General features: G+C 61.6%; 14 protein-coding genes. 7 read left to right on the forward strand and 7 right to left on the reverse strand.

Annotated elements, in window-relative coordinates; genetic code table 11:
- Nucleotides 1-39 precede the first annotated feature (39 nt).
- The 3 genes from SNL23_RS23400 to ercA all read right to left on the reverse strand — a co-directional run bounded on the left by SNL23_RS23400 (nt 40) and on the right by ercA (nt 4,115).
- Entirely contained in the window at nt 40-1,518 is a 1,479-nt protein-coding gene (locus tag SNL23_RS23400) for a DASS family sodium-coupled anion symporter (RefSeq protein ID WP_167663072.1), read from the reverse strand.
- Between the two features lie 79 nt (nt 1,519-1,597).
- Entirely contained in the window at nt 1,598-2,968 is a 1,371-nt protein-coding gene (locus SNL23_RS23405; RefSeq protein WP_076014261.1) for an ATP-binding response regulator, read from the reverse strand.
- The gene (gene ercA / locus SNL23_RS23410; protein WP_318303714.1) at nt 2,952-4,115 is read right to left on the reverse strand and encodes an alcohol dehydrogenase-like regulatory protein ErcA; all 1,164 of its coding nucleotides are present in this window, start codon (nt 4,113-4,115) and stop codon (nt 2,952-2,954) included. The genes SNL23_RS23405 and ercA overlap by 17 nt, the downstream gene beginning before the upstream one ends.
- 237 nt (nt 4,116-4,352) lie before the next feature.
- On the opposite strand from ercA, the gene SNL23_RS23415 reads away from it, so the two are divergent.
- A complete protein-coding gene (locus SNL23_RS23415) occupies nt 4,353-5,018 on the forward strand; it encodes a response regulator transcription factor (RefSeq protein WP_063028558.1) in 666 nt (221 codons plus the stop codon).
- Nucleotides 5,019-5,030: 12 nt separating this feature from the next.
- On the opposite strand, the gene SNL23_RS23420 is transcribed toward SNL23_RS23415, so the two are convergent.
- Both SNL23_RS23420 and SNL23_RS23425 read right to left on the reverse strand, forming a co-directional pair.
- Nucleotides 5,031-5,846, reverse strand: a complete 816-nt coding sequence (locus SNL23_RS23420; protein WP_318303716.1) for a sulfite exporter TauE/SafE family protein — start codon at nt 5,844-5,846, stop codon at nt 5,031-5,033.
- A gap of 9 nt (nt 5,847-5,855) precedes the next feature.
- Nucleotides 5,856-7,100 carry an FAD/NAD(P)-binding oxidoreductase gene (locus SNL23_RS23425; protein ID WP_076014265.1) on the reverse strand — a complete coding sequence of 415 codons (1,245 nt, stop codon included), beginning with the start codon at nt 7,098-7,100 and terminating at the stop codon, nt 5,856-5,858.
- A 179-nt stretch (nt 7,101-7,279) separates the two neighbouring features.
- Between SNL23_RS23425 and SNL23_RS23430 the strand changes: the two genes are divergently transcribed.
- Complete coding sequence (locus tag SNL23_RS23430) at nt 7,280-8,143, forward strand: MBL fold metallo-hydrolase (protein WP_318303718.1); 864 nt, start codon at nt 7,280-7,282, stop codon at nt 8,141-8,143.
- A gap of 121 nt (nt 8,144-8,264) precedes the next feature.
- Here SNL23_RS23430 and bkdR read toward each other — a convergent pair whose 3' ends face one another.
- A complete protein-coding gene (gene bkdR / locus SNL23_RS23435; RefSeq protein WP_003212855.1) occupies nt 8,265-8,750 on the reverse strand; it encodes a Bkd operon transcriptional regulator BkdR in 486 nt (161 codons plus the stop codon).
- A gap of 195 nt (nt 8,751-8,945) precedes the next feature.
- On the opposite strand from bkdR, the gene SNL23_RS23440 reads away from it, so the two are divergent.
- The 5 genes from SNL23_RS23440 (at nt 8,946) to SNL23_RS23460 (ending at nt 15,156) form a co-directional block, all read left to right on the forward strand.
- Nucleotides 8,946-10,181, forward strand: a complete 1,236-nt coding sequence (locus tag SNL23_RS23440; protein WP_167663069.1) for a 3-methyl-2-oxobutanoate dehydrogenase (2-methylpropanoyl-transferring) subunit alpha — start codon at nt 8,946-8,948, stop codon at nt 10,179-10,181.
- Nucleotide 10,182: 1 nt separating this feature from the next.
- Nucleotides 10,183-11,241, forward strand: coding sequence for an alpha-ketoacid dehydrogenase subunit beta (locus SNL23_RS23445; RefSeq protein WP_003212859.1), 1,059 nt, complete (start codon nt 10,183-10,185; stop codon nt 11,239-11,241).
- Nucleotides 11,242-12,525, forward strand: coding sequence for a dihydrolipoamide acetyltransferase family protein (locus SNL23_RS23450; protein WP_318303721.1), 1,284 nt, complete (start codon nt 11,242-11,244; stop codon nt 12,523-12,525).
- Nucleotides 12,526-12,528: 3 nt separating this feature from the next.
- Entirely contained in the window at nt 12,529-13,908 is a 1,380-nt protein-coding gene (gene lpdA / locus SNL23_RS23455) for a dihydrolipoyl dehydrogenase (RefSeq protein ID WP_318303723.1), read from the forward strand.
- A gap of 228 nt (nt 13,909-14,136) precedes the next feature.
- The gene (locus SNL23_RS23460) at nt 14,137-15,156 is read left to right on the forward strand and encodes a branched-chain amino acid aminotransferase (RefSeq protein ID WP_318303725.1); all 1,020 of its coding nucleotides are present in this window, start codon (nt 14,137-14,139) and stop codon (nt 15,154-15,156) included.
- A gap of 139 nt (nt 15,157-15,295) precedes the next feature.
- Here the strand turns inward: SNL23_RS23460 and SNL23_RS23465 are convergent, their stop codons facing one another.
- A complete protein-coding gene (locus SNL23_RS23465) occupies nt 15,296-16,192 on the reverse strand; it encodes a GNAT family acetyltransferase (protein WP_318303726.1) in 897 nt (298 codons plus the stop codon).
- Nucleotides 16,193-16,235 lie beyond the last annotated feature (43 nt).

Genomic DNA, 16,235 nt, shown 5'->3' on the forward strand with positions numbered 1-16,235 from the left:
TAAGCGGCCGTTACCTAAATAACGGATATGCCCCCCACCTCAAACCCACCCCAACCAACTCCAATACGTAGCAGCAAACACCAACATCAACCCATACCCCACCAGCGTCACCAAAATCCCAACCTTGGCAAACTGCCGAGCCGTAAACGTCCCGGTCCCCAAACACACCATATTCTGCGGAGCATTGATGGGCAGGATAAACCCGTAGCTCATCACAAACCCCAGCAACATCGTCATCCCCAGCCGACTGAACTCCCCGGGCAACGTCTGCAACACCGCAATCAAAATCGGCAACAACGCCGAGGTCAACGCCGTGGCACTGGCAAACCCCAAATGAATCACAATCAAAAACGCCCCCAGGATCGCAAACACCCCCAGCGGCCCCACCTGATCCAACCCGGTATGCGCCACCACCTGCGCCCCCAGCCACTGCCCCGCCTGGGTCGTCAGCAACGCCGTACCCAGGCTGATACCCACACCAAACACAATCACCGTGCCCCACGGAATCCGCGACTGCACATCCTTCCAGGTCATCACCCCAATCCCCGGCATCAGCAAAAACACCAACCCGGCGTAGGTCGTCGAAGTCGTATCAAAGCTGTGCAGTCGTCCCTCGGTCGCCCACGCCAGCAGCAGTAATACCGACACCGTCAGCAACCGCTTCTGCGGCCCCGTCATCGGCCCGATATCCACCAGCGACTGCGCCACCGCCTCCTTGCCCCCGGGAATGCTGTCACTTTCCGGCGGCAGCAGCTTCAACACCAAAAACAACAACACCGCCGACATGATCACCGCCCACGGCGCCCCGGCAATCAACCAATCGATCCACGACACCCGCTGCCCCAGCATCTTGTCCATGAAGCCAACCGTCAGCAGGTTCTGCGCCGCCGCCGTCTGAATCCCGACGTTCCAGATGCTCGTGCCCTGAGCCACGACGATCATGATCCCCGCTGCGATATTGGAGCGCTTGTCCACGCCGAACGCCGCAATCACCCCCATCATGATCGGCACCACACACGCGCTGCGCGCCGTCGCGCTGGGCACCACCAGGCTGAGGAGGATGGTCACGGCAATTGCCCCGACGAGAATCCCCCGGGTGCTGGTACCCACGCGGGTCAGGGTGACCAACGCAATGCGCCGGTCCAGTCCGGTATGGGTCATGGCTGCCGCGATAAACAACGCACCCGCCACCAACGCCAATGCCGGGTTGGAAAACCCCGTCAACGCCATGCTGATCGCCGGGCTGGAGCCGATCAGGTGCGTGGGGTCTTGCAGCGACGGCGCGGTGCCGAGCAAAAACGCCATCAACGACGTGATCATGATCGCGCTGGCCTCATAGGAGACCGCTTCGGTGATCCACACCACCACCGCAAACGCGAGGATCGCCAGCATCCGGTGCCCGGCCACCGGCAAGTCGGCCGGCAACGGCAACAGCAGCACGCCGACCATCACCAGTACGCCGGCCACCAGGCCCAGGGGCAACTTGAATGAAGCAGCAGTTGTTGCGGGGGCACTCATGGGGTTCTCCGTCGGCCTTTAAATCAGGCCCGCAGCATGAGGCAAAGCGTCACGCCCGGTGTTGACGGGTATCAAGTGGCTAGGCCAATAACTGGGTCAACACCGCCCGCAACTTGCCGGGCTTGACCGGTTTGTTCAGCAATGGCACGTCCAGCCGCTGCAATGCACGGCGGCATTGGTCGGTGCGGTCGGCGGTGATAATCACTGCCGGAATCCTGTGGCCAAAATGCTCGCGCAACTGGCGCACTACCTCACAGCCCACCACGCCATGGTCCAGGTGATAGTCCGCGAGAATCAGCTCCGGTGCCCTGCCCTGCAACGCAACCAGTGCGCCGGCCTGATCGGTAGCAGTGACCACCTCGCAGCCCCACTGCCCAAGCAGCGCGCTCATGCTGTCGAGGATGCTGACTTCGTTATCCAGCACCAGCAGGCGGCGGCCCGGCAGCGGGTTGCCGGTGCTCGGTTGCGCGGCCACCACGCTGATGGGCAGCGGCATGTCCTCGCTGATGGGAACTTCGATGCTGAACATCGAACCGCGCCCCGGCCACGAACGCACCGCCACCGGATAACCGAGGACCTCGGCGATGCGCTCGACAATCGCCAACCCCAGTCCCACGCCCTTGCGGTCGGCGGCGCGACCCACGTCCAGTTGATTGAACTCCAGGAAGATGGAGTGCAGACGGTCCGCCGCAATTCCGCGCCCGGTGTCCCACACCTCCAGGCGCAACCGCTCACCCCGGCGGCGGGCGCCCAGCAGGATGCAGCCCGCGCTGGTGTAGCGGCAGGCGTTGCTGAGGAAGTTGCGCAGGATCCGCGTCACCAGCCGCAGATCGGTGTTGATTGCGTAATGGCCTGTACGCGCCCGCAGGTTCAGCCCGGACGCCGCGGCCACCGACTGGAATTCCGAGACCAGCGGTGCGAACAGTTCGTCGAGACGGTACAGGGCAATGTCCGGCTTGACCGCCGCTTGATCGAGTCGCGAAATATCCAGCAAGTCGGTGAGCAAATCCTCGGCGCCTTCCAAGGCCTGGTGGGTGCGCTCCACCAACACGTGTTCGACGCTGGGCAAGTTGCGCTCGCGCAGGGTGGAGATCAGCAAGCGCGCGGCGTTGAGGGGTTGCAGCAGGTCATGACTGGCGGCGGCCAGGTATTTGTCCTTGCTGCGGTTGGCGGCCTGTGCGGCATCCCGGGCATCGCGCAGGTCCTGCTCGATCTTCTCGCGCTGGGCGATTTGCTGTTGCAGGTTGCGGTTGGCTTCCAGCAACTCGTCGGTACGCGCCGCGACCCGCTGTTCCAATTCGTCGTTGAGGCGGATGTAGCGTTTGCGCTCGGCCTCCAGCTCATCGAGGCGCGCGGTCAGTTCGGGGTAATGGCTCTTGCGCGCCGATTGGTTGCCCAGCCCCAGCAGCCCCGCGAGTGCCCGTTGCTGATCGTCAGAGAGCTTCGCCATAGACGACCTCGACGTCACGCTGGCTGGATTCGCGCGGGTTGGTGAGGATGCACGGGTCGTGCATGGCGTGCTGCGACAGAAATGGAATGTCCGCCACTCGAATCCCATGCAGGCCGAGGGTTTCATGGAAGCCGATCGCGTGCTTCAAGGCGATCAGATGGTCCACCAGCCGGCCGCAGATTTGCCGGTGGTTGAGGCCCCGGCAATCAATGCCGAAGGTCTCGGCAATCACCTTGAAGCGCTCCGGTGCCGCGCTGTAGTTGAACGCCACCACATGTTCCACCAACACCGCGTTGCACAGGCCATGCGGCAGGTCGAGAAAGCCGCCAAGGCTGTGGGACATGGCATGCACCGCGCCGAGGATCGCATTGGAAAACGCCAGCCCGGCCTGCATGCTGCCCAGCATGATTTTCTCCCGCAGGGCGATGTCGCTGGGGTTGGCGATCATCTGTACCAGATTGCCATTGATCAGACGCATGGCTTCCAGCGCGTGGGGATCCGTCAGCGGGCCGTGGCCAGTGGACACGAAGGCCTCGATGGCATGCACCAGCGCATCGATGCCGGTGCAGGCCGAGAGAAACGGGTCCATGCTCGCCGTGGTTTCCGGGTCGATCAGCGATACATCGGGCACCACCGCCTTGCTGACGATGGAGAACTTCATGCGCTCCTGCTGGTTGGAAATGATCACGAACTGCGAGACATCCGCGGAGGAGCCAGCGGTGGTCGGGATCAGGATCAGCGGCGGGCTCGGCACGCGGATGGTGTCGACGCCTTCGAACTCGAGGATGCTGCAGCCATGGGCGACCACGATGCCGATGGCCTTGCCGCAGTCCATCGGGCTGCCGCCACCGACGGCGACGATCACATCGCAATGGTTTTCACGGTAGACCTCGGCGCCGAGCATCACCTCTTCAACCCGGGGGTTGGGCGAGACGGCGGTGTACAGGCAGTAGTCGATGCCGATGGCTTGCAGGCTGGCCTCGACATCGGCCACCCAGCCGACAGCCACCACGCCGGGATCGCTCACCACCAGCACCTTGCGCGCGCCAAAGGTCTTGGCGTAGTTGCCTACGTTGTGCCGGCAGCCAGCGCCAAAGATGATTTCAGGGGAAACGAATTTACGCAGCAGACTCAGGTTCGGGCTCATTGGTAAGCCTGTTTTTATTATTCTGGAAGATGCGCCCCACACTAACCCATCCGGCACTGAATGCAATCAGACCAATGGGTAGCGCTGAAATCGCGACGCACGGCACGATCTACTACTTTGGTACTGATTCCCCTCTCTATCGTCGCATTCCCAAGGCATCGAGACTGGCATGTAATGGGCGCATGCCCCTATGGATGGGACCTGCTTAAATAAGCAAAAATAATAAGGTGAACGGCCATGTACAAAATTCTGATTGCCGACGATCACCCACTGTTTCGCGAAGCGATCCACAACGTCATCAGCGACGGGTTCCCCGGCAGCGAAGTGATGGAAACCGGCGACCTGGACAGCGCCCTGGCCCTGAGCCAGGAGCACGATGACCTGGATCTGATCCTGCTGGACCTGAACATGCCCGGCATGCACGGCCTCAATGGACTGATCAACCTGCGCAACGAGTCGCCGACGATTCCGGTGGTGATCGTGTCTGCCGAGCAGGACAAGCAGGTCGTGCTGCAAGCCATCACCTATGGCGCGGTGGGGTTTATCACCAAGTCCTCGCCCAGGCTGCAGATGACCGAGGCGATCCAACAGATTCTCAACGGCAATGTGTATTTGCCGCCGGAGATTATTCGCAGCCAGAAAATCGGCGGGCAACGGCGCATGAATGATTGCCTGGGGCTTGCGCCGGAACTGCTGCAGGCCCTGACCCGCAAGCAATTGCTGGTGCTGGAGCGGATGACCAAAGGCGACTCGAACAAGCAAATTGCCTATAGCCTGGAGATTGCCGAGACCACGGTGAAGGCCCATGTCTCGGCGATCCTGCGCAAGTTGAACGTGCACAATCGGGTGCAGGCGATTCTCAGCGCCGGGGACATCGACTTCGGTGCCTACCTGCGGCGCTGATACCCGTGCATTTCAAGGCACCTGCATAAGGGCCCGAAACAGCATGCCCGCCGCCACCAGCACACACAGGGTGGCAAAACCCACCTGCAAGGTGCGCGCCTTGATCACCGAGCACAGGCGCCGCCCCGCCAACATGCCGACAATGCTCGACCCGATAAACACCCAGCCCATCGGCTCGATCCTGACCCCGGCATGAAACGCGCCGACCACGCCGATCAACGAGATCAGGCTGATCACCATCAGCGAGGTGGCAACGATGCCGCGCATCTGCACATCGGTCAGTTGCTTGAACGCCGGCACGATCAGAAAGCCACCGCCCACACCGAGCAAGCCCGAGACCGCACCGGTCACCGCGCCGAGGGCCGCCAGGGTGGCGGTGCATTTGGCGGTCCAGGAAAAGCGTCCGGTCTGTTGATCGAGCATGCAATTCTTCTGGCCCCACGACGCGGTGCCGTGGTCGCTCGGCCCGGCTTCAAGCTTCTCGCGTTGCAGCATGCGCCAGGCCACCAGCACCATCAGCGCGCTGAACAGGCCCATCAGGACCTTCTCCGGCATCTGATGGGCGAAGAACACCCCAAGCGGCGAAAACAGCGCGCCGAGCAGCGCAATCAGCATCGCCGCGCGGTAACGCACCAGGCCATGGCGCAAGCCATCGATAGCCCCCACGGCGGCGGCGGCACCCACCGCGAACAACGACACGGGCGCGGCCTGGGTCATGGTCAAACCCAGCCCCAACACCAGCGCCGGGACGCCTAGGATGCCGCCTCCGGCACCGGTCAAGCCCATGACCAACCCCATCAACACGCCAAAAAAACTTGCCAGCAGCATAGGGTTGCCTCAATCCACCTTGGCCAGACGGGTCAACCACTCGCGGCCCTTGAGCATGCCGTTCCAGTAGAACCACGGCAGGAAACTCGCCTTGAGGAACCATGCCGAACGCCGCGCCACGGTCGGGTCGAGGGGAAAGGTCGGCAGCAGCTTGCCGCCATAGCCGAACTCGGCCAGCACCACCTTGCCCTTCTCCACCGTCAGCGGGCAGGAACCGTAGCCGTCGTACTTGAGCGGCATCGGTGCCTGTTTGCGCAGGGCCAGCAGGTTTTCCGCCACCACCACGATTTGCTTGCGCACCGCCGCGGCGGTCTTGGCGTTGGTGGTGGAGCACACATCGCCCAGGCCGAAGATATGCGGGTAGCGCAGGTGTTGAAGGCTCTGGGGGTTCACTTCGCACCAGCCGGCGGCATCGGCCAGGGGGCTTTGGCGGATGAAGTCCGGAGAAACTTGCGGCGGGACGACGTGCAGCAGGTCGAAGGTTTTCTCTTCGACGCGCACATTGCCTTCGGCGTCCTTGATCTCGAACCAGGCCTTGCGCGCCGGGCCGTCGACCTTGACCAGGTTGGAGTTGAACGCCAGTTGCGCCGAGTACTTTTCAACGTACTTCATCAGCGGCGGCACGAAGGTCGGTACACCAAACAAGGCAGCGCCGGCCAGGTTGAATTCGACCTTGATGTTTTTCAGGTCACCCTGCCTGAGCCAGTGATCGCACGACAGGTACATGGCTTTTTGCGGGGCGCCGGCGCATTTGATCGGCATGGCCGGCTGGGTGAACAGCGCCGTGCCATGCTTGAGTTGCTGCACCAGTTGCCAGGTGTAGGCGGCGTGTTCGTAGCTGTAGTTGGACGTTACGCCATGCTGGCCAAGGGTCTCTGGCAAGCCTTCGATTTTTTCCCAGGCCAGGCGCAGGCCCGGGCAGACAATCAGGTTTTTCCAGCTGACGCGCTGGTCGCTGTCGAGCACCAAGGTTTGCTCGTCGGGCAGTAATTCGCTGACCGCCGCCTGGATCCAGGTGACGCCGTTGGGCAGCACGTCGGCCATGGGGCGCACGGTCTTGGTAACGTCATAGGCGCCGCCGCCCACCAAGGTCCAGGCCGGTTGGTAGTAGTGGTGGTCGCTGGGTTCGATCAGGATGATGTTCAGGTGCGGGTCGCGCTTGAGCAGGCTGGCCAACAGGCCGATGCCCGCCGAGCCGCCACCGATGACAACGATATCGCCACTGATGGTAGGTCCCCAGTGTTGGTCGTTCATGGTCTATGGCCTTTTTTAGTTAATGCACGCAAGGGTCGTTGCCGTATGGCATCACGCCCTAGCTGTTTGCCACCACGATGCCATCCTTTGCCTCGGGTCCTTTAATTCACTTAAGCTCACAAGGTTATGTGGAAACCTAACTGAATGTAAGTCGCCATTAGCTATCTGGGAAACCCGTCATGTCAGCGTTGATTCAATCCTTTCTGGACGAGGCGTCGTCGACCTACACCTACGTCGTCTATGAAACGGACGGTGGCCAATGCGCCATCGTTGATTCGGTGCTCAACTACGACCCGGCCTCCGGACGCACCGGTACCGGCCAGGCGGACAAGGTGATCGCGTTTGTGCGCGAGCATGGCTTGCAGGTGCAGTGGTTGCTGGAAACCCATGCCCATGCGGATCACTTGTCGGCGGCACCGTATCTGCGTCGGCAGCTGGGGGGCAAGATCGCGATTGGGGAGTCCATCAGCAAGGTGCAGGGGGTGTTTAAGAACCTGTTCAACCTGGAGCCGGAGTTTCGGGTAGATGGGTCGCAGTTCGACCACCTGTTTGCGCCGGATGAGGTGTTTCACATCGGTAATCTGAAGGCCCAGGCGCTACATGTACCGGGGCATACGCCGGCGGATATGGCTTACCTGATTGATGACCAGTTGATTCTGGTGGGCGACACGCTGTTCATGCCGGATGTGGGGACGGCGCGCTGCGATTTCCCTGGCGGCGATGCGCGCCAGCTCTTTGCGTCGATGCGCAAGTTGTTGGCGTTCCCGCCGCAGACCCGCCTGTATGTCTGCCATGACTATCCGCCCGAAGGGCGCGCCGCCAAGTGTCTGACCACGGTGGCTGAGCAACGGGCGGGGAATATTCATGTGCATGATGGGGTGGATGAGGCGGCGTTTGTCGAGATGCGCACCACTCGGGATGCCGGGTTGGGCATGCCTACATTGTTGCTGCCGGCGATTCAGGTGAATGTGCGGGCCGGGGTGATGCCGCCGGCGGAAGGAAATGGGGTGGTGTATCTGAAGATTCCGCTCAACCAACTGTGAAATGCATTACAAGTGTGGGAGCGGGCTTGCTCGCGAATGCGGAGTGTCAGTCACCGAAGATATAGACTGGTACACCGCATTCGCGAGCAAGCCCGCTCCCACATTTGTTTTGTGTCGCTCATTAACCGAGGTTGATGCCATTCGCCGGTAGCGGCAGTGCGGTTTTGTAGCGCACTTGCTTGAGGGCAAAACTGGAGCGGATGTTGGCGACGCCCGGGACTTTGGTCAAAAAGTCCATCATGAAGCGCTCCAAAGACTGGATGGTCGGCACCAGCACCCGAATCAAATAGTCGGGATCGCCGGCCATCAGGTAGCACTCCATCACTTCGGGCCGATCCGAAATCGCCCCTTCAAATTGCTGCAACGCCAGTTCGTTCTGTTTTTCCAGGCTGACGTGGATGAACACATTGACGTGCAGCCCCAGCAGGTCGGCGTCCAGCAGTGTCACCTGGTCGCGAATCAGCCCCAGTTCTTCCATCGCCTTGACCCGGTTGAAACACGGTGTGGGCGACAGGTTGACCGAGCGGGCCAGGTCGGCGTTGGTGATGCGGGCGTTCTCCTGAAGGGCGTTCAGAATGCCGATATCGATACGGTCCAGTTTGCGCATGAGACAAAACCACCTGTTTATTATGTTTATGCAGTTTTTTTATCCCCAAATGATCTCCAACGCAATGAAACAGAGATAAATATTCTCCTGCCCCGAGCCTATGATTGTTGTAGGACAAGATTTCTTCTACCCGAAGACGGACTGTCAGCTACCGCGCCCACTACAAGAAATTCACAAGATAGAGCGTAGAAAGCCATGACTCAGCAGTATGAACCACTGCGCCTGCACGTCCCCGAACCCTCGGGCCGCCCAGGCTGCAAGACCGACTTTACCTACCTGCGCCTGACTGACGCAGGCACGGTGCGCAAACCCCCAATTGACGTAGAACCCGCCGACACCGCCGACCTGGCCAAAGGCCTGATTCGCGTGCTCGACGATCAGGGCCAGGCCCTCGGCCCGTGGGCTGAAGGCGTGCCGGTCGAGATTCTGCGCAAGGGCATGCGCGCCATGCTCAAGACGCGGATTTTCGACAACCGCATGGTGGTCGCCCAGCGTCAGAAAAAGATGTCGTTCTACATGCAAAGCCTCGGCGAAGAAGCCATCGGCAGCGCCCAGGCCCTGGCGTTGAACATCGACGACATGTGCTTCCCCACCTACCGCCAGCAAAGCATCCTGATGGCCCGCGAAGTGCCGCTGGTAGACCTGATCTGCCAACTGCTGTCCAACGAGCGCGACCCGCTCAAGGGCCGCCAGTTGCCGATCATGTACTCGGTAAAAGACTTCGGCTTCTTCACGATTTCCGGCAACCTCGCCACCCAATTCGTACAGGGTGTGGGCTGGGGCATGGCCTCGGCGATCAAGGGCGATACCAAGATTGCCTCGGCCTGGATCGGCGACGGCGCCACCGCTGAGTCCGACTTCCACACCGCCCTCACCTTCGCCCACGTGTACCGGGCGCCGGTGATCCTTAACGTAGTGAATAACCAGTGGGCGATCTCCACCTTCCAGGCCATCGCCGGCGGTGAAGCCACGACCTTTGCCGGACGCGGCGTAGGTTGCGGCATCGCCTCCCTGCGGGTGGACGGCAACGATTTTGTCGCGGTGTACGCCGCCTCCGCCTGGGCCGCCGAACGCGCCCGTCGCAACCTGGGGCCAACCCTGATCGAGTGGGTGACCTATCGCGCCGGCCCGCACTCCACTTCAGACGACCCGTCCAAATACCGTCCCGCCGACGACTGGAGCCACTTCCCGCTGGGCGACCCGATTGCTCGCCTCAAGCAGCACCTGATCCGCATCAACCAGTGGTCCGAAGAGGAACACGCGGCGGTCAGTGCCGAACTTGAAGCCGAAGTGATCAAGGCCCAGAAAGAAGCCGAACAGTACGGCACCCTGGCCGGTGGCCAGATTCCAAGCGCCGCGACCATGTTCGAAGACGTCTATAAAGAGATGCCTGAGCACTTGAAGCGCCAGCGTCAAGAGTTGGGGGTCTGACATGAACGATCACAACAACAATATCGAGCTGGAAACCGCCATGACCACCACGACCATGACCATGATCCAGGCCTTGCGCTCGGCCATGGATGTGATGCTTGAGCGCGACGACAATGTGGTGGTGTTCGGCCAGGACGTCGGTTACTTCGGCGGCGTGTTCCGTTGCACCGAAGGCTTGCAGAACAAGTACGGCACCTCGCGGGTGTTTGACGCGCCGATCTCCGAAAGCGGGATCGTCGGCGTGGCCGTCGGCATGGGCGCCTATGGCCTGCGGCCGGTGGCCGAGATTCAGTTCGCCGACTACGTGTACCCCGCCACCGACCAGATCATTTCCGAAGCGGCCCGCCTGCGTTATCGCTCGGCCGGCCAGTTCACTGCACCGCTGACCATGCGCATGCCCTGCGGCGGCGGCATCTACGGCGGCCAGACCCACAGCCAGAGTATTGAAGCGGTGTTCACCCAGGTCTGCGGCCTGCGCACGGTGATGCCATCCAACCCGTACGACGCCAAGGGCTTGCTGATCGCTTCCATCGAAAACGATGACCCGGTGATCTTCCTCGAACCCAAGCGCCTGTATAACGGCCCGTTCGACGGCCACCACGACCGCCCGGTAACCCCGTGGTCGAAGCATCCGCAAGCGCAAGTACCGGACGGTTACTACACCGTGCCGCTGGACGTGGCCGCCATCGCCCGCCCGGGCAAGGACGTGACCATCCTCACCTACGGCACCACGGTGTATGTGTCGCAAGTCGCCGCCGAAGAAACCGGCATCGATGCTGAAGTCATCGACTTGCGCAGCCTGTGGCCGCTGGACCTGGAAACCATCGTCAATTCCGTGAAGAAAACCCGCCGCTGCGTGATCGTTCACGAAGCCACCCGTACCTGCGGGTTCGGCGCCGAGTTGGTGGCGCTGGTGCAGGAGCATTGCTTCCACTACCTGGAAGCGCCAATCGAGCGCGTCACCGGTTGGGACACCCCCTACCCGCACGCGCAAGAGTGGGCGTATTTCCCTGGCCCGACCCGAGTGGGCGCGGCTTTGCATCGGGTTATGGAGGTCTGAATGGGCACGCACGTTATCAAGATGCCGGACATTGGCGAAGGCATCGCAGAAGTTGAATTGTCGGTATGGCACGTCAAGGTCGGCGACCTGGTGGTAGAAGACCAGGTGCTGGCGGACGTGATGACCGACAAGGCCATGGTGGACATTCCGTCGCCGGTGCACGGCAAGGTGATTTCCCTCGGCGGCGAGCCAGGTGAAGTCATGGCGGTCGGCAGTATCTTGATCAGCATTGAAGTGGAAGGCGCAGGCAATACCAGGGAGTCGGCGTTGTCGGCGGTGGTTGAAGAGGTCGCGCCTGCACCTGCTCCTTCACCGAAAGTCGAAGCCAAGGCCGCGCCGGTGGTTGAACCCAAGCCGGCAGCCAAGCCTGCGGTGACGGCTGCGCAAGCGCCCGTGGCCCGCGAGGCCGATGACCGCCCGCTGGCCTCCCCGGCCGTGCGCAAACATGCGCTGGATGCTGGCATCCAGCTACGACTGGTCCAGGGCTCAGGCCCGGCCGGCCGGATTCTGCATGAAGATCTGGACGCTTACTTGCTCCAGGGTCCGGCGCAAAATGCCAATGCCTCCAACCCTTACGCCGAACGCAACGACGAGCAGCAAATCCCGGTGATCGGCATGCGCCGCAAGATCGCCCAGCGCATGCAGGACGCCACCCGGCGTGCCGCGCATTTCAGCTACGTGGAAGAGATCGACGTCACGGCCCTCGACGAGTTGCGCGTGCATCTCAACGAGAAACACGGCGCCACCCGCGGCAAGCTGACCCTGCTGCCGTTCCTGGTGCGGGCCATGGTCGTCGCACTGCGCGACTACCCGCAAATCAACGCGCGTTACGACGACGAAGCCCAGGTCATCACCCGCCTCGGCGCGGTGCATGTGGGCGTCGCCACCCAGAGCGATGTCGGCCTGATGGTGCCGGTGGTGCGTCACGCCGAAGCCCGCAACTTGTGGGGCACGGCGGAAGAAATCAATCGTCTGGCAAATGCTGCGCGCAATGGCAAGGCCAGTCGCGATGAGCTGTCGGGTTCGAGCATTACCCTGACCAGCCTGGGCGCATTGGGCGGGATCGTCAGCACACCCGTGCTGAACCTGCCGGAAGTGGCCATCGTCGGAGTCAACCGGATTGTCGAGCGGCCGATGGTGATCAAGGGCCAGATTGTAATCCGCAAGATGATGAACCTCTCCAGTTCCTTCGATCACCGGGTGGTCGATGGCATGGACGCGGCGCAATTCATCCAGGCCATCCGTGGCCTGCTCGAACAACCCGCCAGCCTGTTCCTGGAGTAACCCATGTCTCAAACATTGCACACCACGCTGCTGATTATCGGCGGCGGGCCTGGCGGTTACGTCGCAGCGATTCGCGCCGGCCAACTGGGCATCCCGACCATTCTGGTGGAAGGCCAATCGTTGGGCGGCACCTGCCTGAACATTGGCTGCATTCCATCGAAGGCGCTGATCCATGTCGCCGAACAGTTCCAGCAAACCGTGCACCACAGCCAGGGCTCACCGCTGGGCATCGAAGTCGATGTGCCGACCCTGGACATCGGCAAAAGCGTTGAATGGAAAGACGGCATCGTTGACCGCTTGACCACCGGCGTTGCCGCGCTGCTGAAAAAGCACAAGGTCCAGGTCATTCATGGCTGGGCCAAAGTCGTGGATGGCAAGACCGTCGACGTCGGCGACCAGCGCATTCAGTGTGAACACCTGCTGCTGGCCACCGGTTCGAAAAGTGTCAACCTGCCAATGCTGCCGATTGGCGGGCCGATCATCTCGTCCACCGAAGCTCTGGCGCCGAAACGCATCCCTAAACGCTTGATCGTGGTGGGCGGTGGCTATATCGGCCTGGAGCTGGGGATTGCCTATCGCAAGCTCGGTGCAGACGTCAGCGTGGTTGAGGCGCAAGACCGGATCCTGCCGGCCTACGACGCCGAACTGACCCAGCCGGTGGCCGAATCCCTGAAGCAGTTGGGGATGAAGGTGTTCCTGAAACACAGCGTCACCGGCTTTGAAAACAACACCCTGCAAGTGCGCGACCCCAGCGGCGAGACGCTGTCGCTGGAAACCGACCAGGTGCTGGTTGCCGTTGGTCGCAAACCCAACACCCAGGGCTGGAACCTTGAAGCCTTGAACCTGGACATGAACGGCTCGGCGATCAAGATCGACAGCCGTTGCCAGACCAGCATGCGCAACGTGTGGGCCATCGGCGACCTCAGCGGTGAGCCGATGCTCGCCCACCGCGCCATGGCCCAGGGCGAAATGGTCGCCGAACTGATCAGCGGTAAATCCCGCGAATTCAACCCGGCCGCAATCCCGGCGGTGTGCTTCACCGACCCGGAACTGGTGGTAGTCGGCAAGACCCCGGACGAAGCCAAGGCCGCAGGGCTGGACTGCATCGTCTCGAGCTTCCCGTTCGCCGCCAATGGCCGGGCGATGACCCTCGAGTCGAAAACCGGCTTCGTGCGGGTAGTGGCGCGCCGCGACAATCACCTGATCGTCGGTTGGCAGGCGGTGGGCGTGGGTGTCTCGGAATTGTCCACCGCCTTCGGCCTGAGCCTGGAAATGGGATCACGCCTGGAAGACGTGGCGGGCACCATCCACGCCCACCCAACCCTCGGCGAAGCGGTACAGGAAGCGGCGCTGCGGGCCCTGGGCCACGCATTGCACATGTAACGGGCAATCACACCCAACTCCCAACTGTAGGAGCGAGCTTGCTCGCGAAAAAACCGGAGAACACCGCTGGGCACCAGGTTTCCAGCGTCATCGTTCACGACCTTCGCGAGCAAGCTCGCTCCTACAGGGGGTGCGAACGCACCGGGGAATGAAGTATTGTTGCGCCCATCCAGAAATAAACCATAAGCCTGCCTTCGACCAGGCGGTTGACAAAAGATAGAGGGTGTCATGGGTAACGAAAGCATCAATTGGGACAAGCTGGGTTTTGACTACATCAAGACCGACAAGCGTTTCCTCCAGACCTGGAAGGACGGCGCCTGGCAAGAAGGCACCCTGACCGACGACAACGTGCTGCACATCAGCGAGGGCTCCACCGCCCTGCACTACGGCCAGCAATGCTTTGAAGGCCTCAAGGCCTACCGCTGCAAGGACGGTTCGATCAACCTGTTCCGTCCCGACCAGAACGCCGCGCGCATGCAGCGCAGTTGTGGTCGCCTGCTGATGCCACAAGTGCCGACCGACGCCTTCATCGAAGCCTGCAAGGAAGTGGTCCGCGCCAACGAGCGGTTCATCCCGCCATACGGCACCGGCGGCGCGCTGTACCTGCGCCCGTTCGTGATCGGCACCGGTGACAACATCGGCGTGCGCACCGCACCGGAATTCATCTTCTCGATCTTCTGCATCCCGGTGGGCGCCTACTTCAAGGGCGGCCTGACCCCGCACAACTTCCTGATCTCCGGTTACGACCGTGCCGCGCCGAACGGCACCGGCGCGGCCAAGGTCGGTGGCAACTACGCCGCCAGCCTGATGCCCGGTTCCCTGGCGAAAAAAGCCAACTTCGCCGACTGCATCTACCTCGACCCGGCCACCCACTCGAAAATCGAAGAAGTCGGCTCGGCCAACTTCTTCGGGATCACCCACGACAACAAGTTCGTCACCCCGAAGTCGCCGTCGGTGTTGCCAGGCATCACCCGCCTGTCGCTGATCGAACTGGCCAAATCCCGCCTGGGCCTGGAAGTGGTTGAAGGCGACGTGCTGATCGACAAGCTGTCGGACTTCAAGGAAGCCGGCGCCTGCGGCACCGCCGCCGTGATCACCCCGATCGGCGGCATCGAGTACAAAGACAAACTGCACGTGTTCTACAGCGAAAAAGAAGTCGGCCCGGTCACCCAGAAGCTCTACAAAGAGCTGACTGGCGTGCAGTCCGGCGACGTCGAAGCGCCTGAGGGCTGGATCGTCAAGGTCTAAGCAACACTGCAAAACCAAAATGTGGGAGCGGGCTTGCTCGCGAAAGCGGAGTGTCAGTCGACAGATTTATTGACTGACACTCCGCTTTCGCGAGCAAGCCCGCTCCCACATTTGATTTCAGTGTTTGGAAAACCGAAGTTCAGGCTTTATCCGTCGGGATGTTTTCCAGGATCTTCTTGCCCATGCTGATCCGCGGCTCGGCGCCATAACCCAACGCCTCATAAAACCCCATCACCGCATCATTGCCGCTGGTGATCTGCAGGTTGATCTTCATGCAGCCCAACGCAGTCAACGCCTGTTCCGCATGCCGCACCAGCGAAGCGCCCAGGCCCTGACGGCGATAATCGTTATGCACCGCCACCGAATACAGCCAGCCACGATGCCCGTCGTAGCCGGCGAGAATGGTGCCGATCACCGCTTTCTTGTCGGTAGCCACAAAGAACAACCCATCGTTGACCGCCAGCTTCTTGTCGATCGCCAAGCCCGGCAGGTTGTGCGCAGCGTCATAACCAAACGCCGCCTGCCACAGCGCTACCACCTGCGCCCGATGCGGCCGGTCGCGATAGGCGCCAATGGGATGGCGCGATGACAGCGACTTCTCCATCACCAGCGTGCGTTCATTACCATGGTAAACATCGCGCACCGTATGAAACCCCAGCTTGGTATAAAACGGCTCGGCCGTCAGCGAAGACGGCACATTCAGCGTCGTCACCCCGGCCTCCCGTGCCCGCAGCTCGATTTCAATCATCAGCAAACGCCCGATGCCCTGCCCTTGCAGCGCCGGATTGACGAACACCGAGCGCACCACGTTGGCATCGAGGGCGGCAGTGGCAACGATCACGTCGTCCTGAATGGCTACCAACACTGTTCGACGCGCGAGCAATGCCACGACAGACTCGGGAGTAAAGTTGCTCGCCACCCGCGCAATCACATCAGCCGGATAATCCCGGGCATTGCTGTCATGCAGAGCCGCCAGAATGACCTGGCTGATGCCCTCGGCATCGGTGGTTTGGGCGAGACGAACTTCAGTGGGCATGGGCACTCCTTAATGACGGACTCAATTCCTGCAACGTCCCCAT

The organism is Pseudomonas sp. SED1, from assembly GCF_034044025.1.
In the GTDB taxonomy this organism is placed as follows: domain Bacteria; phylum Pseudomonadota; class Gammaproteobacteria; order Pseudomonadales; family Pseudomonadaceae; genus Aquipseudomonas.